Origin of the sequence: Crenalkalicoccus roseus (assembly GCF_004761865.1) — a bacterium.
GTDB lineage: Bacteria > Pseudomonadota > Alphaproteobacteria > Acetobacterales > Acetobacteraceae > Crenalkalicoccus > Crenalkalicoccus roseus.
On record NZ_SJDM01000053.1, the window covers coordinates 1 to 20,717 of the forward strand.

The window sequence follows — 20,717 nt, forward strand, 5'->3', positions numbered from 1 at the left end:
CCTGCGGCATCTCAGGGTTTCAACAGAGCAAATGCCCAACAGAACCGCCTGATCGGCTTCAGGCAGATGAGGGCGGCGGCGAGGGTGAAGCCGAGATGGATGTCCTCGCGCCCTTCGTAGCGGATGGCGAGGCGTCGGAGGCGGGCCATCCTGGCCAGCCGCTCGGCCTTCCAGCGGCACCGCCCGAGCCTGCGGCTGTCCTCGACGCCGCGCCAAGCGGTGCAGGGCATGATGCCGTGGCGGCAGTCGTCTTGGCAGGAGCGATGGTCGTGGCTTTTGTCCGTTTACAGCTTGCCGGGCTGCCACCCGGCCTGCGGGGGTGGGTCGGGGCCGCACGGTCCGGCACCGGCGGCTGCCCATCCTTCGGCTGCGCCTGCGCGGGCGGCAGCAGCGGCTCAAGCGCTGCTCGGAGGTCATCAGGCACAAGGGGACGCGCCATGCATCCGCGACCGCGCCGGATCTGGTCGCCCACTGTTAATGTGCGAGCATCCTCACCCGCCCCGGCTCACGCCCCGAGCAGCGCCGCCACCCCCGCCACCGTCAGCGCCACCCCCGCCGCAGCGCGCGGCGTCAGCACATGGCGGCCGAGCACGGGTACGCTCAGCAGCAGCGTCACCACCGGGTAGCAGGCGACCAGCGGCGCCACCACCGCCACCGGCCCGCGCGCGAGGGCGGCATACATCGTCAGCACCGCGAGCCCGTTGCACAGCCCGACCGCGACAAACCAGAGCAGGCCGGGCAGCGGCGCCGGCCCGAGCGCCCCGCGCGCGGCGCCGATACCGAGCAGCAGCGCGGCGGAGACGAGATAGCCGATCAGCGCCGCCGCAAAGGGGTCGGGCCACAGCCCGAGGCCGTGCCGCACCGCCGGCTGCGCCAGCCCGCGCACCAGCGCCGCGAGCAGCGGCAGCGCCAGCGCCCAGCCGAGCGCGCGCGACACCTCCCAGCCGCCGAACAGCACCGCGACGCCGAGCACGATCACGCCGATCGCCGCAAGCTGCCCCGGCCGTGGCACCTCGCCGAGCGCGAGGAAGGCGAGCAGCACGGCGAAGAGCGGCGCCAGGTTGCCAAGCGCGCCGGTCAGGTTCGGCCCGATGCGGCGGTTGGCTTCGAAGGTCAGCAGGGTGACGGCGGCCGGGAACAGGCAGCCCACCAGCGCGAACACCGCCGCCCCGCCCGGATGCCAGGCGGCGAGGTCGAGCCGCGCCGGGGCGAGGGCGAGCAGCAGCAGCGCCGTCGCCGGCACGCTGACGCAGGCGCCCCGGAGCGGCGGCAGGTGGCGCAGCCCGCGCCGCGCCAGCACCAGCCCCGCCGCGAAGCAGAAGGCGGAGGCGAGGGCGAGAGCGACCAGCGCCGGGTCCGCCCCCATGCCCGCTCAGCCGGTGCGTGCCAGCACCGCCTGCACCGCCTGGCGCCACGCATCCCAGGCGGCATCCGCCGCCGCGCCGGCGCGCTCGGCTTCCAGCGAGGCGGCGTTCAGGGCGCGGCGCGCCTCCTCCCGCGCCGGGCCGCTGCGGTCCTCCACCGCCTCGCGGGCGCGGCGCAGCGCCTCCTCGGCGATGGCATGGCGGCGGATGGCGGCCCGCGCCGCGTCCAGCAGCCGCCGCGCCGCACCGAGCTCCTCGACCAGCGCGGCAAGCTCGCTCCCCCCGGGCGCCCCGGGCGGCAGCCGCCCGAGCAGCTCGCGCAGCCTCTCCAGCGCACCGGCACCGCCGGGCAGGCGGGGCAGCGCCTGCTCGGGGTCGAGCGCGCGCCAGCGCAGCAGCAGCGGGTCGCCGAGGCCGGGATCCCAGAGCGGGATCTCCTCCCGCCCCTCCTGCTCCCAGGCGAAGCGCAGCGTCCGCGGCGCGCCGTCCAGCACCGCCTCGTGGCGCAGGCCGAACTCGCCCTCGGCGGCCACCGGGAAGCGCGGGTCGAGGCCGGGGCGGCGGGGCAGGTCCACCACCAGCCGCCCGGCGCGCCCGCGCGGATCCACGGCGAGCGCCGCCTCCTCCCGCCGCAGCGTGGCGACCAGCACGGCGCCGCGGCGGAAGGAGACGCCCGCGGGCACCTCCTCGGCGCCGCTGGCGGCGGCAAGGCGCACCTCGCGGTCGCGGGCGAAGGCGAGCAGCCGCGCCTCTCCCGGCGCCATGGCGAGGATCTCGGCGTCGCCGAGCCAGGCGCCGGTCTCCGCGGCATAGAGGGTGGCGAGGCCGCCGGGCAGGACATGGCCGGTGGTGTTCGCCAGCCGCGCCGCCTGCAGGGGGTGCGGCGCCGCCATGTCCTGCACCCACCACAGGCGCTCGGCGGGCAGCGCGGCGTCGAGGAAGGGCAGGTTCGCCGTCTCGCCGCTGCGCAACCTAGCCGGCTCGGGCAGGGTGAAGGCGACACGGCCGGGCGAGGCGCTGGGCGCGGCCTCCGCCACCGCGGCAAGCGTCGCGGCGGCGGCGCGGACGGGCGCGCGGGGCCGAGGCACCGCCGGGGGCGGCGGGAGCGGGCCGGGATCGGGGCGGGATTCGATCGTCTCCGCCATGCGCACCGGCACCTCCGGCCGCGGCACCTCGATCGGGGCGTAGAGGGGTTGGCGGTAGGCGGCGGGGCTGTCGGAGACGAGGGTGATCCGCACCCCCTCCCAGTCGGCGCCGGAGCGGTTCTCCACCACCGCCCAGCCCTGCAGCCGCGCCTGCCCCGCCCCCTCCGGCAGCAGCAGCCGCCAGGAGGGCTTCCACAGCGGCGCCGGCGTCACCGTGACGACTGCCACCTCGCGCGGCGCCGCCGCGCCGGCGAGGCGAATCTCGATCTCCCGCCAATCCTCGCTCCGCGCCGCCGCCAGCGCCTCGGCGGCGCGCGCGACCCGGGCGGCGAGGTCGGGATCGGCGAGGCGCACCGCCTCGCCCTCGCGCAGCACCAGGAGGCGCAGCCCCTCCGGCGTGAGGAGGGAGAGGCCGAGCCCCTGCTCGCCCTCCGCGGCATCGGCGAGCCGTCCGGTGACGCCGCCCGCCTCCACCGCCTGGCCGCGCAGCGCGCGCAGCAGCGCGGCGCGGCTGTCGAAATCCTCCGGGCGCAGCGGCAGGCCGCGGAACGCCTCCGCCGCCAGGTCCTGCGCCGGCAGGCGCAGGCCCCGCACCGTGCCGGCGGGATCGCGGATGAGGAGGCTCTTGAGCACGTCGTCCACATCCGCGGCGGGCACGGCGAGGGTGACGGGGGCCTCGGGCGGCAGCATGCCGGCGCGCTCGACCTGCATCAGACCGGCGCTGGAGAGGGTGACGCTGCGCACCGGCAGCTCCGCCGCCAGGACGGGCAGCGGCAGGAGGAGCGGCAGGAGGAGACGGCGCATGGAGGACCCACGGCAGGAAGGCCGGCCGAGGCTAGCGCCTGATCCGCGGAGGCGGAACCGCCGGAGCGGCGAAGCGGCCGCCTGATCGGGAGCGCCCGATCCGCAGCGGCGGATGGCCGCGCGGCGCCGCGTCATCCCCGCAGCCGCGCCGGGTTGCCGAAGGCGGTCGCGCCCGCCGGTACATCGCGCGTGACCACGCTGCCCGCGCCGATCAGCGCGTCGTCGCCGATGGTGACGCCGGGCAGGATGATCGCCCCGGCCCCGATCCAGACATTGCGCCCGATCCGCACCGGCCGTCCGAATTCCAGGCCGGAGGCCCGCCCCTCCGGGTCGCGCGGATGGTCCGCCGCCAGGATCTGCACGCCCGGGCCGATCTGCGCGCGCGCGCCGATCGAGACCTCCACCACGTCGAGGATGACGCAGTTGAAGTTCAGGAACGCGCCCGCGCCCAGGCGGATGTTGAAGCCGTAGTCGCAGTGGAAGGGCGGGCGGATCGCCGCGCCCTCACCGACCTCGGCGAGGCGTTCCAGCAGCAGTCCGCGCCGCTCTGCGGCCGTCATGCCGAGGGCGGCGTTGTAGCGCGCGAGCCAGCGGTGCGTCGCCTCCAGCTCCGCCTGGATCTCCGGGGCGGCGGGGTCGTAGAGCGCCCCGGCCAGCATCTTCTCCTTCTCGGTGGGCATCCTTCTCCTTCCCCCGTCCGCGGCGCGTCACGCGCGGCGCCGCGCCAGCGCCGCCGCCGCGCCGAGCGCGGCGAGCGAGAACAGCAGCCCGGCGCCGAACACCGCCGCGTGGCTCTCCGCCGTCGCGGCGAACAGCCCGGCGAGGGCGAAGCCCACCACCGTCTGCACCACGGCGAAGGCGGCGGTGCAGCGCACCCAGAGCCCGGGCGCCTGCGCCGCCGCCAGCTCGCGCGTGACGGCGAGCGTCACCGTCGTCACCCCCATCGCCGCGAAGCCGGCCAGGGCCGCGGAGGGCAGCACCAGCGCCGGGACGGGCGGCAGCGCCAGCGCCAGCGCCGCGACCTGCACCACGAGCCACAGCAGCAGCGTCGGCAGCGCGCCGAGCCGGTCGGCGACCCGCCCGCTCAGCACGCCCCCGGCGATGCCCGCCAGGCCGAAGGCCAACCAGATCGCCGCGCCGATGCCGACGCCGAGGCCCCGGCCCCGCGCCGCGAGGTCGGCGAGGTAGACCATCGGCGGCACCATGCCCGCGCCGTGCAGCCCGTAGGCCAGCAGCAGCAGCGGCGCCCGCGGCGGACGCAGCGCCGCCGCGCCGGAGAGCGGCATGTCCGGCCAGCGCGGATGCGCGAAGCCCCAGAGCAGCAGCACCAGCGCCGCGACGCCGAGCCAGGCGGCGGCGAGCCCCGCCGCGAGCAGCGCCGGCACCGCCAGCGCCCCGGCGGCGATGCCGATGCCGACGCCGGCGATCACCACACCCCCCGCCACGCCGCGCAGGGCCGGCGGGACGCTCGCCTGCGTCGCCGGGCCGGCCAGCGCCATCAGCACCCCGCCCGCCACCCCGGCGAGGGTGCGCCACAGCATGAACCACCAGAAGCCGCCGTTCCACGCGCAGGCGGCAAGCGAGACCACGACCAGCGCCATGCCGCAGTCGAGCGCGCCAGGCACGGAGAGCCGCCGCGCCAGGGCCCGGCCACCGAGCGTCCCCACCAGGTAGCCGAGCAGCGCGGCGGCGCCGAGCAGCCCGGCCTCGCCGCCATCCACCCAGCCCGCGGTGACCATGGCCGGGAACAGCGGCACGTAGGCGAAGCGCGCGAAGCCGTTGCCCGAACAGGTCGCGGCGGCGCCGGCCAGCGCCGGGCGGAGGAAGGAGGGACGCACCGGCGCATCCTACCGCCGGGTCTCCGCCCATCGCCACCGGGTGGCGGCCGCGGCGCGGGCTGGTAGGCTCCGCCCCGGCCCGCGCGCCACGGCGCGGAGCAGGGAGCAACGCCATGGCCTTTCCGCTGCCCGAGTCGAACCCCGAGGCGCTCGGCCTCGATCCGCGGCCGCTGGAGCGGCTCTGCGCCACCATCGAGCGCCACATCGCCGAGGGCCGCCACCCCGGAGCGCAGGTAGCGGTGGCGCGCCATGGCAGGCTGGCGCTGTTCCGCAGCTTCGGCAGGGCGCGGCTCGAACCCGACGTGCCGGCGGATGCGCGGAGCCTGTTCCTGATCTACTCCAACACCAAGGTGATCACCGCCGCCGCGGTGTGGATGCTGGTGGAGGAGGGGCTGCTGCGCTTCTCCGACACCATCGCGCGGCACGTCCCGGAATTCGCCGCCAACGGCAAGGGCGGCGTGACGGTGCTGCAGCTCCTCACCCACCAGGGCGGCTTCCCCTCGGCGGTGGTGCCGGAGGCGTGCTGGGAGGACCACGCGCTGCTGCGCCGGACGGTGTGCGGCTTCACGCTGGAATGGACGCCGGGCTCGAAGGTGCGATACCACCCCGCCTCCGCCCACTGGGTGGCGGCGGTGCTGATCGAGGCGGTCACCGGCCAGGATTTCCGCGTCTTCCTGCGCGAGCGGCTGCTCGCTCTGCTCGGGCTCGGCGAGGAGGTATTCGTCGGGCTGCCGGAGGCGCAGCAGGACCGCGCCGCCTGCATCTACGACCCGCCGGTGGAGGGGAGGTTCGCGCCGCGTCTGCCGGAATGCACCCCGGCCGGCCGCGCCGCCGGCATTCCGGGCGGGGGCGGCTACGCCACGGCGCGCGGCATGGCGGCGTTCTACCAGATGCTGCTCCAGGGCGGGGTCCTCGGCGGCGCGCGCGTGCTCTCGCCGCGCATGATCGCCTTCGCCACCCGCAACTTCACCGGCGAGCGCGTGGACGAGTACGTGAACCTGCCGATGCATCGCGGCCTCGGGCCGCATTCGCGCGGCGAGACGCCGGTGGCGCGAGGGCTCGGCGCCATCGCCCATCCGCGCACCTTCGGCCATGGCGGCGTCGGCTCCTCCTACTGCTGGGCCGATCCGGAGAGCGGCGTCTCCTTCGCCTTCCTTTCCAACTGCCGCCAGGAGGAGGAATTCCACGACCGGCGCATGGACATGCTGAGCACGATGGCGCACGCGGCGATCCTGCCGCTGGCCTAGGGCCTCTTCACCCGCTCAGGCGGGTCCGCCTGAACGGGATCTGCTCCGGGGCCTGTCGGGATCCGGGGCTCGCGGGCCGGACGAGGCGTGGCCCGGGCTCCGGATGGAGCGATCTGCTCCGGCTGGCGCCCGATGGGGACGTCGCGGACCGCGCGGGCCGGCAGCCCGTGGCGGGGCCTGCCGCCGAGGCGCGGCGCGTGGAACGCGGCCCACATCCGCTTCCGCGGCCGGATGAGGGCAGGCGTGTTCCGGCGGCTGTCGGGCGCGCGTGCGCGCAGGGGCCGCCGGCCGTGCCCGGGCAGAACACGCCGGCGCCCTTCCGGCCCGTCCTCAGTCCGCGTCCACCTGGCAGCTCTCGAAGCCGCGGCGGAGCTGCGGGCGGTTCAGGTCGCGGCCGATGAACACGATGCGCGACTTCCGCGGCTCGCCCTCCCGCCACGGGCCGATGAAGTCGCCATCGGCGATCATGTGCACCGCCTGGAAGGCGAAGCGGCGGTCGTCGCCGGCGTAGTGCAGGATGCCCTTGGTGCGCAGCAGGTCCTGGCCCTTCTGGGCGAGAAGCTGGCTGATCCAGGCGTTGAACCGCTCCGGGTCGATGGGGCGGGAGACCTCGAAGCTCACCGACATCACCTCGCTGTCGTGCTCGTGCTCGTTCTCGCCCTCGAGGAATTCCGGCTCGCGCTCCAGGATGCGGGAGAGGTTGAAGGCGTCGCGGCCGACCACGCTCTCGATCGGCACGTCGGACCTGACGCTGCGGCGGATCTCGGCATGGGGGTTGATGGCGCGGATGCGGCGCTCCACCTCCGCGGCCTCCGCCTCGGTCACCAGGTCCATCTTGTTCAGCACGACGATGTCGGCGAAGGCGATCTGCTCCTCCGCCTCGGGGCTGTCCTTCAGCCGCGCCGGCAGGTGCTTGGCGTCCACCACGGTGACGATGGCGTCGAGCCTGGTGGCGCGCTTCACGTCCTCGTCGGCGAAGAAGGTCTGCGCCACCGGCGCGGGGTCGGCGAGGCCCGTGGTCTCGACGATGATGCCGTCGAAGCGGTCGCGCCGCTTCATCAGACCGCCGATGATGCGGATCAGGTCGCCGCGCACGGTGCAGCAGATGCAGCCGTTGTTCATCTCGAACACCTCCTCGTCGGCATCCACGACGAGGTCGTTGTCCACGCCGAGCTCCCCGAACTCGTTGATCACCACGGCGAACTTCTTGCCGTGGTTCTCGGACAGGATGCGGTTCAGCAGCGTGGTCTTGCCGGCGCCGAGGTAGCCGGTCAGCACGGTGACGGGCACGGGCTCGCGCGTCGTCTCGCTCATGGGTGTCATGCTCCTGGATGCGTGGGCGGGGCCCCGCCCTCGCCCCCTATATGGCGGCGCCCCGGCACCCTGGCACGGGGGCGCCGCCCGCCTGCCTCAGGCCGCCTCGGCCCGGATGGCGTCGGCGAGGGTGCCGAAGATCCGGTCCACCTGCGCGCGCTCGACGATCAGCGGCGGGGAGAGCGCCACGATGTCGCCGGTGACGCGGATCAGCACGCCGGCGTCGAAGCAGCGGCGGAAGATGTCGAGCGCGCGCTGGGTCGGCTTTCCCGGGCGCGGCGCCAGCTCGATGCCCGCGATCAGGCCGATGTCGCGGATGTCGATCACGTTGGGCAGGCCGCGCAGGCCGTGCGCCGCCTCCTGCCAGTAGGGCTCGATCGCGCGGGCGCGGCCGGGCAGGTCCTCGGCCCGGTGCAGGTCGAGGGTGGCGATCGCCGCCGCCGCCGCCAGCGGGTGGCCGGAATAGGTGTAGCCGTGGAACAGCTCGATCCCCGAGGGCGTGCCGCCCACGATGGCGTCGTAGATGCCGCCGCGCACCGCCACCGCGCCCATCGGCACCGCGGCGTTGGTCAGCCCCTTGGCCATGGTGAGGATGTCCGGCGTCACGCCCAGGCGCTCGGCGCCGAAATTGGCGCCGAGGCGGCCGAACCCGGTGATCACCTCGTCGAAGATCAGCAGGATGCCGTGCCGGTCGCAGATCTCGCGCAGGCGCCTGAGGTAGCCGCGCGGCGGCACCAGCACCCCCGTGGAGCCCGCCACCGGCTCCACCATCACCGCGGCGATGGTCTCGGCGCCGTGCAGCGCGACCAGCCCCTCCAGCGCGTCGGCGAGGTGGGCGCCGTGCTCCGGCTCCCCGCGCGCGAACAGGTTCTCCCCGAGGCCGTGGGTGTGCGGCAGGTGGTCCACATAGGGCAGCAGGGCGCCGAACTGCTTGCGGTTCGGCCCGATGCCGCCCACCGACATGCCGCCGAAGCCGACGCCGTGATAGCCGCGCTCCCGCCCGATCAGCCGCACCCGCGTCCCTTCGCCGCGCGCCTTGTGGTAGGCGAGCGCAATCTTCAGCGCCGTGTCCGCGCTCTCGCTGCCGGAGTTGGTGAAGAAGACGCGGTCGAGCCCCGCGGGCAGGATCTCGGCCAGCCGCGCCGCGGCCTCGAAGGCGACGGGATGGCCGAGCTGGAAGGTCGGCGCGAAATCCATCACCGCCGCCTGGCGCTGGATCGCCTCCACGATCTCCCGCCGCCCGTGGCCGGCGTTGCAGCACCAGAGTCCGGCGGTGCCGTCCAGCACCTCCCGCCCCTCGGGGGTGAAGTAGGACATGCCCTCGGCGCGGGCGAGCAGGCGCGGCGTGCCCTTGAAGTACTTGTTGTCGGTGAAGGGCATCCAGAACGCGTCGAGGTTGTTGGGGCGCGGGATGGAAATCTCGTTCATCGGGGCCTCCGGGCTCGCCGGCCAGGGAACACCCGCCCGGCCCGCCGGGCAAGCGCCCCCGCTCACGGAATTCTGTCCCTCCCCCCCTCCGCCCGGGCGTAGCGTGGCCGGGAACAGGCTCGGGGGCGCCGCGCCCCCGGAGGAGGTCGGAATGGCCGCCAGCCCGGCAATCGCCAACCCGCTCCTGCGCTACTGGCACGGTCAGGGCAGGCTGGCGCCGCTCTACTGGGGCTGGGGAGTCGCGGGCAGCGTCGTGCTCGCCCTGCTGGTGGCGGGGCCGCCGCTGCTCGGCCTGGCGGGGCTCGGCTGGGCGCTCGCCGGCATCGCCCTCGGCGCCGCCTACACCGTCTGGATCCTGGTCTCGATCTGGCGCTGCGCCGAGAACATCGAGAACCCCGCCCCCCTCGGCATCCCGCGCGAGGCGCTGACCTGGATGGCGCGCTGGCTGACCGTCGGCTGGGCGATCAACGCCGCGGGCATGTCGGTGCTGCTGCTCGAGGCCCTTCTGTTCGGCCCGCCGCTGCGCTGAGGCGCGGCCTTCGCCGGCCGCGCCGGGCGTGGCAATGTGCCGCCCGGCCGGGAAGGAGGGCGCGGGCATGGCGGAGGGTCGGCTGGTCATCGGCAACAGGCGCTACTCCTCCTGGAGCCTGCGCGGCTGGCTGGCGGTGCGGCTGGCCGGCCTCGAGGTGGAGGAGCAGGTGATCCCGATGGGCGCGGACGGCACGCCGGCGATCCGCGCCGCCACGCCCGCCGGGCTGGTGCCCTATCTGGAGCACCGCGGCGCCCGGGTGTGGGAGAGCATCGCCATCGCCGAGTACTGCGCCGAGCAGGCGCCCGGCCTCTGGCCCGAGGACCGCGTGCTGCGCGCCCAGGCCCGCTCCGTCGCGGCGGAGATGCATGCCGGCTTCCGCGCCCTGCGCCAGGCCATGCCGATGAATCTCGGGCGCGAATTCCCCGGCGGCGGCCGCACGCCGGAGGCGCTTGCCGACATCGCCCGCATCGAGGCGATCTGGCGCGAGGCGCGCGCCGCCTCCGGTGGCCCCTTCCTGTTCGGACCGCGCTTCGGCCTGGCGGACGCCATGTACGCCCCCGTGGTCACCCGCTTCCTCACCTGGCGGCCGGAGATCGCCGCCGACACGCGCGACTACGTCGCCGCCGTGCGCACCCACCCGCTGGTGGCGCGCTGGTACGCCGAGGCGCTGGCCGAGCCGGACGCCTGGCTGCTCGACAAGTACGAGAACCCGTCGGGCCGGGGCGGCCCGGCATGAGCGCGGCCGTCGCGCTCGACCATGTGGGGGTGGCGGGGCACGACCTCGACGCCCTGGCCCTGACCTATGAGCGGCTCGGCTTCGCCCTCTCCCCCATGGCGCGGCAGAGCGGGCGGCGCGCGCCCGGGGCGCCGGTGGAGGCCTTCGGCACGGCGAACCGCTGCGCCTTCCTCCGCCACGGCTACATCGAGCTGATCGCGGTGGTGGATCCCGGCCGCTTCGCCAACGGGCTCGACCGCTTCCTCGCCCGCCATCCCGGCCTGCACATCCTCGCCCTCGCCATGCAGGACGAGCAGGCGAACCTGGCGCGGCTGCGCGCCGGCGGGGTGGACCTGCCCGGCATCGCCCATCTCGAGCGCCCGGTGGAGCCGGGCGGTCCCACCGCACGCTTCGCCCGGCTGCCACTGCCGGATGCGCCCGAGGGCAGGCTGCAGCTCATCCGCCACCTGACGCCGGAGCTGGTCTGGAATCCGCGCTGGATGGGCCATGCCAACCGGGCGGAGGCGCTGATCGGCGCGATCCTGGTCGCCGATCCGGCCGCCGAGACGGCGGCGCGCCTCTCCCGCCTCGCCGGCCTGCCGCTGGAACCCGACCCGGCGGGCGGCTTCCTCCTGCCCCTGCCCGGCGCCGAGGGGGCGGCGGGGCCGTTCTCGCCCGAGCTGCGCACCACCGTCCGCATCCTGGAGCCCGCCGCCCTGCCCCGGGTGCTGCCCGGCGTGACCATCCCTTCCCTTCCCTTCATCGCCGGCATGGTGGTGCGCACGGCGGACGGCAACGCCGCGGCCCGGCGCCTGCTGGCGGCGGAGGGCATCCCGGCGGTGGAGGCGCCGGAGGGGCTGATGGTGCCGCCCGAGCACGCGGCGGGCGCGGCGGTGGTCTTCGCGCCGTGACCCCCCGCCTCGCGCCGGAGGCGCGGGCGATCGGCCGCTCGCTCCGCCTCTACTACCCGCCCGGGCGCGCCGCGCGGCTGGACGCTTTCCACCGGCGCTTCCTCTCCCCCGGGGATCTCGCCTTCGACATCGGCGCCCATGTCGGCGACCGCACGGCGAGCTTCCGCCGCCTCGGCGCCCGGGTGGTGGCGGTGGAGCCGCAGCCGCGCCTCGCCCGGCTGCTGCGGCTGCTGTTCGGCCGCGATCCGGGCGTGGCGCGGGTCGCCGCCCTGGTCGGGGCGGCGGAGGGCGAGGCGGTGCTGCGGCTGAACACCGCCAACCCGACCGTCGCCTCTGCCAGTCCCGCCTTCCTCGCCGCCGCCGAGGGCGCGCCGGGCTGGGAGGGGCAGCGCTGGGACGCGGCCCTCTCCCTGCCCGTCACCACGCTGGATGCGCTGGCGGCGGCGCACGGGCGGCCCGACTTCGTCAAGATCGACGTCGAGGGCTACGAGGCGGAAGCGCTGGCCGGCCTCTCCTTCGCTCCCCGCGCCCTGTCCTTCGAGTTCACCACCATCCAGCGCGCGGTGGCGGAGGCGGCGCTGCGCCGCCTCGCCGCGCTCGGCTACCGCGCCTTCAACGCCTGCCTCGGCGAGGGCATGGCATTCGCGCACCCCCTGCCCCTGGATGCGGCGGCGATGTCGGGCTGGATCGCGGCCCTGCCGGCCGAGGCGAATTCCGGCGACGTCTATGCCAGCCTGGAGCCGGGGCGGATCATGGCCTAGAGCCGTTTCCACTCGGCCATGAACGCGGAAACGGCTCCAGCCCATTGTTCGTAGAGCAGAGTCACGCTCCCGGCCGTTTCCGGCCGGACGCGTGAGGCCGCGCCGAGAACACCAGGGCGGTCTACGCGAGCGCAGCCGGGTGGAAGCGGACCCGGGGAATGGGCGGTCCGCCCCCCGGTAGGCCGTCAGCCGCGGGCCGGGCGCGGCGGATCGGGCGCGGCGCCGGCCGGGTCCTCCGGCCAGTGGTGCTTCGGATAGCGCCCGCGCATCTCCTTCCGCGCCTCCTGCCAGCCGCCCTTCCAGAACCCCGCCAGATCGCCGGTGAGCGCAATCGGCCGTCCGGCGGGGGAGAGCAGCGCCACCTGCAGGGGCACCCGCCCCTCCGCGAGTGGCGGCAGCCCGGCCAAGCCGTAGAGGTGCTGCGCCCGCGCCTCCAGCGTCGGCGGGTCGCGCGCATAGTCCACCGCGGCGCTGCGCCCCGCCGGCAGGGCGAGGCGCGCGGGCAGCGCCGCGTCCAGCCGCCGGCGCCGCTCCCAGCCCAGCATCCCGGCCAGGATGGCATGCAGGTCGAGCCCGGCGAGGTCGGCGAGGCGGGAGAGCCCGTGCAGGTGCGGCGCCAGCCATGCCTGCGCCGTCGCGACCAGGGCGGCGTCGGAGAGGTCGGGCCAGTCCTCGCCCTCGACGCGCCGCATCCATCCCACCCGCGCCTGGAGCTGGCGCGCAGCCTCGGTCCAGGGCAGGTCGCGCAGCCCGCGCTCCGCCGCCGCGGCGGCAAGGGCGGCGGCCATGGTGGCGGGATCCGGATCGGGGAGCGGCGCCTCCTCCAGCACCAGCGGGCCGAAGCGCAGGCGCCGCCGCGCCAGCACGGCGCCGGCGCGGGCGTCGAAGGCCACCCCGGCCTCGCGCCGGAAGCGGTCGGGGAAGCGCGCCTCCAGCACCGCGCGGTCCAGCGGCGCGGCCATGCGGATGCGCGCCTCCGTCCCCTGCAGCGCCAGGTCGGCCACCGCCAGCAGCGGCGCCTTCGCCAGCGGGTCGGTGGCGGGCAGCCGCGCCCCCTGCCCCGAGGCGAGGCGGAAGGCACCGTCCATCACCCCGCGCCGCGCCGCGATCCGGTCCGGGAAGCCGGCGGCGAGCAGCGCCCCGGCATCGCCGGCGGGTGCCGTCGTGCCGTGCAGGCCGAGACGGCGCCGGTGCAGCGCTGCGGCGCGGCGGATGCGTTGCAGCGCGCCGCGATCGAGGCCCGGATGGTCGCCGCCATGCAGCAGGTCGAGGCGGAGGCGGATGTCGCTCGGCGCCGCGTCGCGCGCGGAGGCGGATGGCCGGATCGGGTCGCGCTCCTCCAGCAGCGCGGCAAGGTCGGCGGCGAGCGCCCTCTCTCCCGGCGTCTCCGCCGCGGCGAGCATCCGCGCCAGGCGGGGATGGGCGCCGAGGCGGGCCATGCGCCGCCCCATGGGCGTGATCCGCCCCGCCTCGTCCAGCGCGTCGAGGTCGCGCAGCAGGGCCTGGGCGGCGGCGAGCGCGCCGGCCGGCGGGGGGTCGAGGAAGGGCAGCGCGGCGGGTTCGGCGCCCCAGGCGGCGCAGTCCAGCAGCAGGCCGGAAAGCTCCGCCTCCAGGATCTCCGGCCGGTCCTGGGGCGCGAGGCCGCGGTGCAGCGCCTCGGTCCAGAGGCGGATGGCGAGGCCGGGGGCGGTGCGGCCGGCGCGGCCGGCGCGCTGCTCCGCCGCCGCCTTGCTGATCCGCACCGTGGCGAGGCGGGTGAGGCCCGTGGCGGGGTCGAGGCGCGGGGCGCGGCGGAAGCCGCCATCCACCACGATGCGCACGCCCGGCACGGTGAGCGAGGTCTCGGCGATCGAGGTCGCCAGCACCACCTTGCGCCGCGCGGAGGGGGAGAGCGCGCGGTCCTGCTCGGCCGGCGGCAGCTCGCCATGCAGCGGCAGCACCTCCGCGTCGAGTCCGGCAAGCCGCTCGGCGGTGCGGCGGATCTCCCCCCAGCCGGGCAGGAAGGCGAGCAGGTCGCCCGGATGGGCGCGCAGCGCGGCGCGGATGGCGGCGGCCATCGCCTCCGGCAGGTCGCGCGCATCGGCCAGGTCGCGGGGGCGGTGCTCGATGGCGACGGGGTGGGCGCGGCCGAGGCTCTCCACCACCGGCACGCCGCCCATCAGCCCGGCGAAGGCGGCGCCGTCGAGGGTGGCGGACATCGCCAGCAGTCGCAGCTCCGGCCTGAGCGCGCGCTGCAGGTCGAGGCAGAGGGCGAGGGCGAGGTCGGTGTCGAGGTTGCGCTCATGCGCCTCGTCGAACAGCACGGCGGTGACGCCCTCGAGCCCCGGATCGGCCTGCAGCCGGCGCACCAGCAACCCCTCCGTCACCACCTCCACGCGCGTCGCCGGCGAAACGACGCGATCGAGGCGGGTGGCGAGGCCGATGGTGGCGCCGAGCGGCTCGCCCAGCAGCCCGGCCATGCGGCGGGCGGCGGCGCGGGCGGCGACGCGGCGCGGCTCCAGCACCAGCAGCCTGCCGCCCGCGGCCCAGGGCTCGTCCTTCAGCGCCAGGGGAACGAGGGTGGTCTTGCCGGCGCCGGGCGGAGCGACCAGCACGGCCCCCGCCCCCTCGCGCAGCGCCGCGGCCAGGGCGGGCAGCGCCTCGGTCACCGGAAGTTCGGGGAGCATGGGCAGGGCATAGGGCAGATCCCGTTCCGGTGGAATCGCCCGGACGGGCGAAAAGGGCCGCCCATCGGGAGGCCGGGCATGTGCCGTGGGCCGGGGCGAACGGGGAATGCCCGGGGGCGGAGGCGGCGCCGGGGGCTACCGCGGCGGCGCCCCCCGGGCCATATGCGGCACCGCAATGGAGGGATCGCCCCCGGCGGCAACCGGCCGGGCGCGCGGCCCGCCCCGCGGACAACCGAGAGGGGGCCGCGCCGCGCGCCCGGACGTGGCCCCGGAGAGGACGGATCGATGCCCATGGACGCGCTTCCCGTCGCCAGCAAGGTCAGGGTCACCGCCATTCCCGGGGACGGGATCGGGCCGGAGGTGATGCGCGCCACCCAGCAGGTGCTCGCCGCCGCCGGCGCGCGGGTGGAGTGGGAGGAGGCGGTGGCCGGCGCCGAGGCCTTCCGCAAGGGCATCGCCTCCGGCGCGCCGCAGGAGACGCTGGAGTCCATCGCCCGCACCGGCGTGGTGCTGAAGGGGCCGCTCGAGACCCCCGTCGGCCACGGCGAGAAGTCGGCCAACGTGACGCTGCGCAAGGTGTTCGAGATGTACGGCAACATCCGCCCGGTGCGGGAGCTGCCCGGCATCCGCACCCCCTTCAGCGGCCGGGGGATCGACTTCGTGGTGGTGCGCGAGAACGTGGAGGACCTCTACGCCGGCATCGAGCACATGCAGACCCCGGGCGTGGCGCAGTGCCTGAAGCTGATCACCGAGGTGGGGTGCGAGCGCATCGCCCGCCTCGCCGCCTGCCTTGCGGTGGCGGAGGGGCGGCGCAAGGTGACGGTCAGCACCAAGGCCAACATCATGAAGCTGACCGAGGGAATGATGAAGCGGGTCGGCGAGCAGGTGCTGGCCGAGTACCCGGAGCTGGTCCACGAGCACATGATCGTGGACAACTGCGCCCACCAGATGGTGATCCGCCCCGAGCAGTTCGACGTCGTGGTCATGACCAACATGAACGGCGACATCCTCTCCGACCTCGCCGCCGGGCTGGTGGGCGGGCTCGGCGTCGCCCCTTCCGCCAATCTCGGCGACGAATGCGCGATGTTCGAGGCGGTGCACGGCTCGGCGCCGGCCATCGCCGGCAAGGGCGTGGCCAACCCGACGGCGCTGCTGCTCTCGGCGGTGATGATGCTGCGCCACATCGGCGACTTCGACACGGCGGCGCGGATCGAGCACGCGCTCTACGTGACGCTGGAGGAGGGGCGGGACCTCACCGGCGACATCGCCCCGGAGGGGGAGGGCGCGCCGACCGCGGCCTATGTGGAGCGCGTGATCGCCAATCTCGGCCGCGAGAGCGACAGGGTGCCGCAGCGCGCCTACCGCCCGATCGCGCTGAAGAAGTGGCCGCAGATCACCTGGTACAAGGCCGCCACCACGCGCGAGCTGGTGGGGGTGGACGTGTTCGTGGAGAGCGAGCGCGACCCGCGCGCCATCGGCATCACCCTGCAGGCGGCCGCCGAGGGCAGCGCCTTCACGCTGAAGATGATCTCCTCCCGCGGCACCCAGGTCTGGCCGGAGGCGGCGGGCCACACCTTCCTCGTGGACCATTTCCGCGCCCGCTTCCTGTTCCGGGAACCGCCCAAGGGCGACGCGGTGGCGGAGATCACCGATCTGCTCACCCGCATCGGCCGCCAGCACCGCTGGATGCACCTCGAGAAGCTGCAGCGCTTCGACGGGGCGGACGCCTACACCAAAGCGCAGGGCGAGGGCTGAACCGCCGCGGAGCCGGGCGGTTCCACCCGGCCCGGTTGCGCGGTATGCCTCCCCGCGCCGCCAGCAGTGGAGAAGACCGGATGAGCATCACGCCCCTGCCCGACCGCCGCGAGGAGCCCGCCCGCCGCCCGACGCGGGAGGAGGCGGAGGCGGCGGTGCGGACCCTGCTGCTCTGGGCCGGCGACGACCCGGAGCGCGAGGGGCTGCGCGACACCCCCGCCCGCGTGGTCCGCGCCTACGAGGAGTTCTTCGCCGGCTACGCCGTGGACCCCGTGGCGCTGCTCGAGCGCACCTTCGAGGAGGTGGAGGGCTACGACGAGATCGTGCTGCTGCGCGGCATCCGCCTCGAGAGCTACTGCGAGCACCACATGGTGCCGATCCTCGGCCGCGCCCATGTCGCCTACCTGCCGAACCACCGCGTGGTCGGCATCTCCAAGCTGGCGCGGGTGGTGGAGGCCTATGCCAAGCGGCTGCAGATCCAGGAGAAGCTGACGGCGCAGATCGCCAACACCATCAACGAGGTGCTGCAGCCCAAGGGTGTCGCGGTGGTGATCGAATCCGAGCACCAGTGCATGACCACGCGCGGCGTGCACCAGAGCGGCACGGTGATGGTCACTAGCCGCATGCTCGGCGCCTTCCGCGATGACGCGAACACCAGGCGCGAGCTGCTGGCGCTGATCAAGGGCCAAGCTTGAGGGCAGCGGCGGGCGCCGGCACGGGCGGCGCCCGCCCGGGCGGTCAGGCCTGCACCAGCGGACAGCCGCCCTCGTTCAGAGGGCGGAAGGCCTCCTCTGCCGGGATGGTGACGGCAAGGCGGTACACGTCTCCCGGATAGCGGCTCTCCTCCGGGCGCTTCACCTCGTAGAGATGGCTCGGGTGGATCTTCCGCCCGTCCTCGCGCACGCGACCCTGGCCATAGGCGTCATCGTCGGTCGGCATGCGCTTCATCAGCGCCACCACCTCCCGACCCGAGGCCTTGGCGCGCGCTACGCCGAGCTCCTTCACCGCCTTCAGGTAGTGCAGCACGCCGGAGTAGTTGCCGGCGTGCACGTAGTTGGGGAACACCGTCTCGCCGAGGCGCTGGCGCTGCTGCAGGCGGCGGGTGAAGGCGCGGGTGCGCTCGTCCTGATCCCAGTAGAAGGTCTCGGCGATGAACATGCCTTGCATGGTCTGCATCCCGGCCGCCATCACGCCGGTGACGGAGCCGATGATCGCGGCCAGCCGCATCGGGTTGTTGCCGCGCGTCAGGCCGAATTCCTGCGCCTGCTTCACGCAGTTCACCAGGTCGTCGCCCGCCATGGCGAGGCCGAGCACCTTGGCGCGGGAGGCGCGGGCCTGCAGCAGGAAGGCGGAGAAGTCCGTGGTCTGCGGGAAGGGATAGGCGGAAGCGCCGAGCACCCGCCCGCCGGCAGCCTCGATGAAGCGGGAGGTATCGCGCTGGATGGCGTGGCCGAAGGCGTAGTCGGCGGTGATGAAGTACCAGCTGTCGCCGCCCATGCGCGTCAGCGCGGTGCCGGAGGTGTTGGCGAAGCACCAGGTGTCGTAGGACCAGTGGATGGTGTTCGGCGTGCAGGCCCGTCCCGTCAGGTCGGAGGTGGCGGCCGAGGCGTTCAGGTGCACCTTGTCGCGCTCGACGCAGATCGGGTTGATGCCGAGCGCGATGGCGCTGTTGCCGACATCGGTCACCACATCCACGCCGCGGGTGTCGAACCACTGGCGCACGATGTTCAGCCCGACATCCGGCTTGTTCTGGTGGTCGGCGGCGATGACCTCGACGCGGATCCCAGGATTCTCGGCCGTGAACTCCTCCACCGCCTGGCGCACGCAGGCGACCGAGACCGGGCCGGTGACGTCGCGGTAGGGGCCGGCGAGGTCGGTGAGGACGCCGATACGAATCACCTCCTGCGGGCTCTGGGCGCGCGCGGCGGCAAAGGGCAGGGCGGCAGCGGTGCCGAGCAGGGCACGGCGGGAGAGCGGCATGGACGTTCCTCCGGTTGGTGGGAGATGTGGGGAGGCACCCTAACCAGTTGACCGGCCGGCTGCGAAGGGGTTTGACCGCAGCGGCCTTCTGCGAATTTTGTAGGCAAATTTCTAGTCTTTTGCACTTTAATTAAGCTTATTTTGTTTTTTTGCCTATAAGCAGTGCAATTTTCTAGGCTCGCCATTGGCTTGGCCTCTGCAGGAGGAGAAGCCTGTGATGCCCATCCCTGGCCAAGTCCTACTGCAAGCACGCAACGGGAGACCGCGCGCAATGAGCCTCACCATCGGTCGACGGAACCTGCTCCGCGGCGCCGGGGGTCTCGCTGCCTCCGCCCTGCCTTACGACTTGGCGCTGGCACAGACTATGCCCGGCACCACTCTAAGGGTCGGCATGACCGCTTCCGCCGTCCCGCTTGCCAATGGCGTGCCGGACCAGGGCGGCGAAGGCCACCGTTTCATGGGCATCACACTCTATGACCAACTCGTGCAATGGGACCTCTCGCGCGCCGACGTGCCCGCGGTGCAGCGCCCTGGCTTGGCCACTGCCTGGAAGGTGGACCCCGAGGACCCACGCCGTTGGATCATCACCCTCCGCGAGGGTGTGCGTTTCCACGATGGCAAAGTGATGACGGCAGAGGATGTCGTCTTCTCCTATGACCGTGCCTTCCGTCCCGACGCGCCGCATTTCGATCCGCGCGCCGCGGCCCAGGCACGCATCCGCATGCCAACGATCGCCGCTTGGCGCGCGGAGGGAGAGCATACCTTCATCCTGGAGACCACCCGGCCCGACAGCTTGGTTCCTTTTGGCCTTACCTGGGTCGGCATCACACACCGCGGTGCCTGGGAGGCGGCAGGACGGGATTGGGACCGCTTCATGCAGCGTGCCGTAGGCACCGGTCCATGGAAGCTGGAAAGCTTCTCCATCCGAGAGCGCTGCGTCATGGTGCGCAACCCCGACTACTGGGATCCGAACCGTATCCCCCGCACCGACCGCCTTGTCCTAATGCCACTGCCGGAGGCGAACACACGGGTCGCGGCACTGCGGTCGAACCAGGTGGACTTCATCGAGGCCCCGCCCCCCGACGCCATCGCGTCTCTGCGCCAAGCCGGCTTCCAGATCGTTTCAAACCGGTACCCGCACAACTGGACTTGGCACTTCAGCATGGTGGAGGGCTCGCCCTGGCGTGACATCCGCATCCGTCGCGCCGCCAACCTCGCGGTAGACCGCAAGGGAATGAAGAACATGCTAGGCGGCATGATGGTGGAGGGCGCAGGGCTGGTGCCGCCTGGGCATCCCTGGCATGGCGCCCCACAAGATCCGGTGCGCACAGACTTTGCGGAGGCAAAGCGGCTGATGGAGGAGGCCGGCTTCTCGCAGCGCCGACCGCTGCGCACCCGCGTCGCCATCTCTCCCTCCGGTTCGGGGCAGATGCAACCCTTGCCGATGAACGAGGCTGTGCAGCAGAACCTGAAGGACATTGGCATCGAAGTCACTTTCGAGGTGATCGAGTGGAACGCCCTGCTCGGGATCTGGCGGGAAGGAGCAAAAGCGCCCTCGAACCGCGGCGTTTCCGCCATCAACATCTCCTACGGGGCGTTCGACCCCTTTACTTTCGCCATTCGCTTCCTGAAGACCGACATGGTGCCACCGGTCTCCAACAACTGGGGTTACTTTAGCGATCCTGACTACGACGCATTGATGGACCGCATCTACGGCACCTTCGATCCGGACGCGCAAGAGCGGCTGCTGCAGCGCTTGCACGAGAAGCTGGTGGATGATCGCCTGTTTCTCTTCGTTGCGCATGACATGAACCCGCGCGCACTGAGCCCGCGCGTGCAGGGGTTTGTGCAGGCGCAGTCCTGGTTTCAGGACTTGACGCCTATCAGCATGCGCTGACGTGCCGCCGCTCAGCGCTCGGGGAGCCACACTTCCAGCGTTTGAGGGGCCGGTGAGGGTTCGTAGGCGCGGAAATCCTGGATCACCCAGCCCCGGCCGAGGCGCCCAGCCAACCGCGCGGCGGCGGCCGCGTCGTCGTCGTGGAAGTAGCGCACCACGCGCTGCGTGGGCACGCCGGGAACGCCGCGCAGCTCCGTCACCTGGAAGCCGCCGCCGCGCAGCGCTCGCGCCGCGGCCTCGGCGGCCTCGCGGGCCGTGTCGGAGCCGGCGCGGTAATGCACGAACACCCGCGGCGTCGCGGCCGCCGGGCGGGGCGGTGAGGCCGCCGCCGGGGCGGGCGGGGGCGGCGCCGCCGGAGCC

Annotated in this window: 17 protein-coding genes and 1 pseudogene; 8 read left to right on the forward strand and 10 right to left on the reverse strand. The window is 74.2% G+C overall.

Features of this window, described 5'->3' with window-relative positions:
• Positions 1 to 11: 11 nt before the first annotated feature.
• From ET526_RS18920 to ET526_RS18940, 5 genes and pseudogenes are all read right to left on the reverse strand, one after another.
• Positions 12 to 439 (reverse strand): annotated as a pseudogene (locus ET526_RS18920) (hypothetical protein).
• Positions 440 to 505: 66 nt separating this feature from the next.
• Positions 506 to 1,366 (reverse strand): DMT family transporter, encoded by an 861-nt coding sequence (locus ET526_RS18925; protein ID WP_135470199.1) that lies wholly within the window; start codon positions 1,364 to 1,366, stop codon positions 506 to 508.
• A gap of 6 nt (positions 1,367 to 1,372) precedes the next feature.
• On the reverse strand, positions 1,373 to 3,313 hold the full coding sequence (locus tag ET526_RS18930) for a DUF4139 domain-containing protein (RefSeq protein WP_135470201.1): 1,941 nt from the start codon (positions 3,311 to 3,313) through the stop codon (positions 1,373 to 1,375).
• A gap of 131 nt (positions 3,314 to 3,444) precedes the next feature.
• Complete coding sequence (locus ET526_RS18935) at positions 3,445 to 3,993, reverse strand: sugar O-acetyltransferase (RefSeq protein ID WP_135470204.1); 549 nt, start codon at positions 3,991 to 3,993, stop codon at positions 3,445 to 3,447.
• Between the two features lie 27 nt (positions 3,994 to 4,020).
• Positions 4,021 to 5,151, reverse strand: a complete 1,131-nt coding sequence (locus ET526_RS18940; protein ID WP_135470206.1) for a YbfB/YjiJ family MFS transporter — start codon at positions 5,149 to 5,151, stop codon at positions 4,021 to 4,023.
• A gap of 113 nt (positions 5,152 to 5,264) precedes the next feature.
• Here ET526_RS18940 and ET526_RS18945 point away from each other — a divergent pair, with 113 nt between their 5' ends.
• Entirely contained in the window at positions 5,265 to 6,398 is a 1,134-nt protein-coding gene (locus tag ET526_RS18945; protein ID WP_135470209.1) for a serine hydrolase domain-containing protein, read from the forward strand.
• A 330-nt stretch (positions 6,399 to 6,728) separates the two neighbouring features.
• On the opposite strand, the gene ET526_RS18955 is transcribed toward ET526_RS18945, so the two are convergent.
• Both ET526_RS18955 and ET526_RS18960 read right to left on the reverse strand, forming a co-directional pair.
• A complete protein-coding gene (locus ET526_RS18955; protein ID WP_135470211.1) occupies positions 6,729 to 7,712 on the reverse strand; it encodes a CobW family GTP-binding protein in 984 nt (327 codons plus the stop codon).
• A gap of 96 nt (positions 7,713 to 7,808) precedes the next feature.
• On the reverse strand, positions 7,809 to 9,140 hold the full coding sequence (locus ET526_RS18960) for an aspartate aminotransferase family protein (protein WP_135470213.1): 1,332 nt from the start codon (positions 9,138 to 9,140) through the stop codon (positions 7,809 to 7,811).
• 151 nt (positions 9,141 to 9,291) lie between these two features.
• Here ET526_RS18960 and ET526_RS18965 point away from each other — a divergent pair, with 151 nt between their 5' ends.
• From ET526_RS18965 to ET526_RS18980, 4 genes are all read left to right on the forward strand, one after another.
• The gene (locus tag ET526_RS18965) at positions 9,292 to 9,669 is read left to right on the forward strand and encodes a hypothetical protein (protein ID WP_135470215.1); all 378 of its coding nucleotides are present in this window, start codon (positions 9,292 to 9,294) and stop codon (positions 9,667 to 9,669) included.
• Positions 9,670 to 9,736: 67 nt separating this feature from the next.
• On the forward strand, positions 9,737 to 10,408 hold the full coding sequence (locus ET526_RS18970; RefSeq protein WP_135470217.1) for a glutathione S-transferase family protein: 672 nt from the start codon (positions 9,737 to 9,739) through the stop codon (positions 10,406 to 10,408).
• A complete protein-coding gene (locus ET526_RS18975) occupies positions 10,405 to 11,298 on the forward strand; it encodes a VOC family protein (protein WP_135470220.1) in 894 nt (297 codons plus the stop codon). Before ET526_RS18970 ends, ET526_RS18975 begins: the two co-directional genes overlap by 4 nt.
• On the forward strand, positions 11,295 to 12,059 hold the full coding sequence (locus ET526_RS18980) for an FkbM family methyltransferase (protein WP_135470222.1): 765 nt from the start codon (positions 11,295 to 11,297) through the stop codon (positions 12,057 to 12,059). The genes ET526_RS18975 and ET526_RS18980 overlap by 4 nt, the downstream gene beginning before the upstream one ends.
• Before the next feature lie 185 nt (positions 12,060 to 12,244).
• Here the strand turns inward: ET526_RS18980 and hrpB are convergent, their stop codons facing one another.
• Complete coding sequence (gene hrpB / locus ET526_RS18985; RefSeq protein WP_135470224.1) at positions 12,245 to 14,725, reverse strand: ATP-dependent helicase HrpB; 2,481 nt, start codon at positions 14,723 to 14,725, stop codon at positions 12,245 to 12,247.
• A gap of 291 nt (positions 14,726 to 15,016) precedes the next feature.
• Between hrpB and ET526_RS18990 the strand changes: the two genes are divergently transcribed.
• Positions 15,017 to 16,480: an NADP-dependent isocitrate dehydrogenase gene (locus ET526_RS18990; RefSeq protein ID WP_135470227.1), complete on the forward strand. Its 1,464-nt coding sequence runs from the start codon at positions 15,017 to 15,019 to the stop codon at positions 16,478 to 16,480.
• A gap of 80 nt (positions 16,481 to 16,560) precedes the next feature.
• Positions 16,561 to 17,175, forward strand: a complete 615-nt coding sequence (gene folE, locus ET526_RS18995; protein ID WP_204623714.1) for a GTP cyclohydrolase I FolE — start codon at positions 16,561 to 16,563, stop codon at positions 17,173 to 17,175.
• 43 nt (positions 17,176 to 17,218) lie between these two features.
• On the opposite strand, the gene ET526_RS19000 is transcribed toward folE, so the two are convergent.
• Complete coding sequence (locus tag ET526_RS19000) at positions 17,219 to 18,460, reverse strand: ABC transporter substrate-binding protein (protein ID WP_135470231.1); 1,242 nt, start codon at positions 18,458 to 18,460, stop codon at positions 17,219 to 17,221.
• A gap of 271 nt (positions 18,461 to 18,731) precedes the next feature.
• Between ET526_RS19000 and ET526_RS19005 the strand changes: the two genes are divergently transcribed.
• Entirely contained in the window at positions 18,732 to 20,357 is a 1,626-nt protein-coding gene (locus ET526_RS19005) for an ABC transporter substrate-binding protein (RefSeq protein ID WP_135470233.1), read from the forward strand.
• An 11-nt stretch (positions 20,358 to 20,368) separates the two neighbouring features.
• Here ET526_RS19005 and ET526_RS19010 read toward each other — a convergent pair.
• On the reverse strand, positions 20,369 to 20,717 hold a 349-nt coding region (locus tag ET526_RS19010), incomplete at its 5' end, for a LytR C-terminal domain-containing protein (protein WP_192898724.1).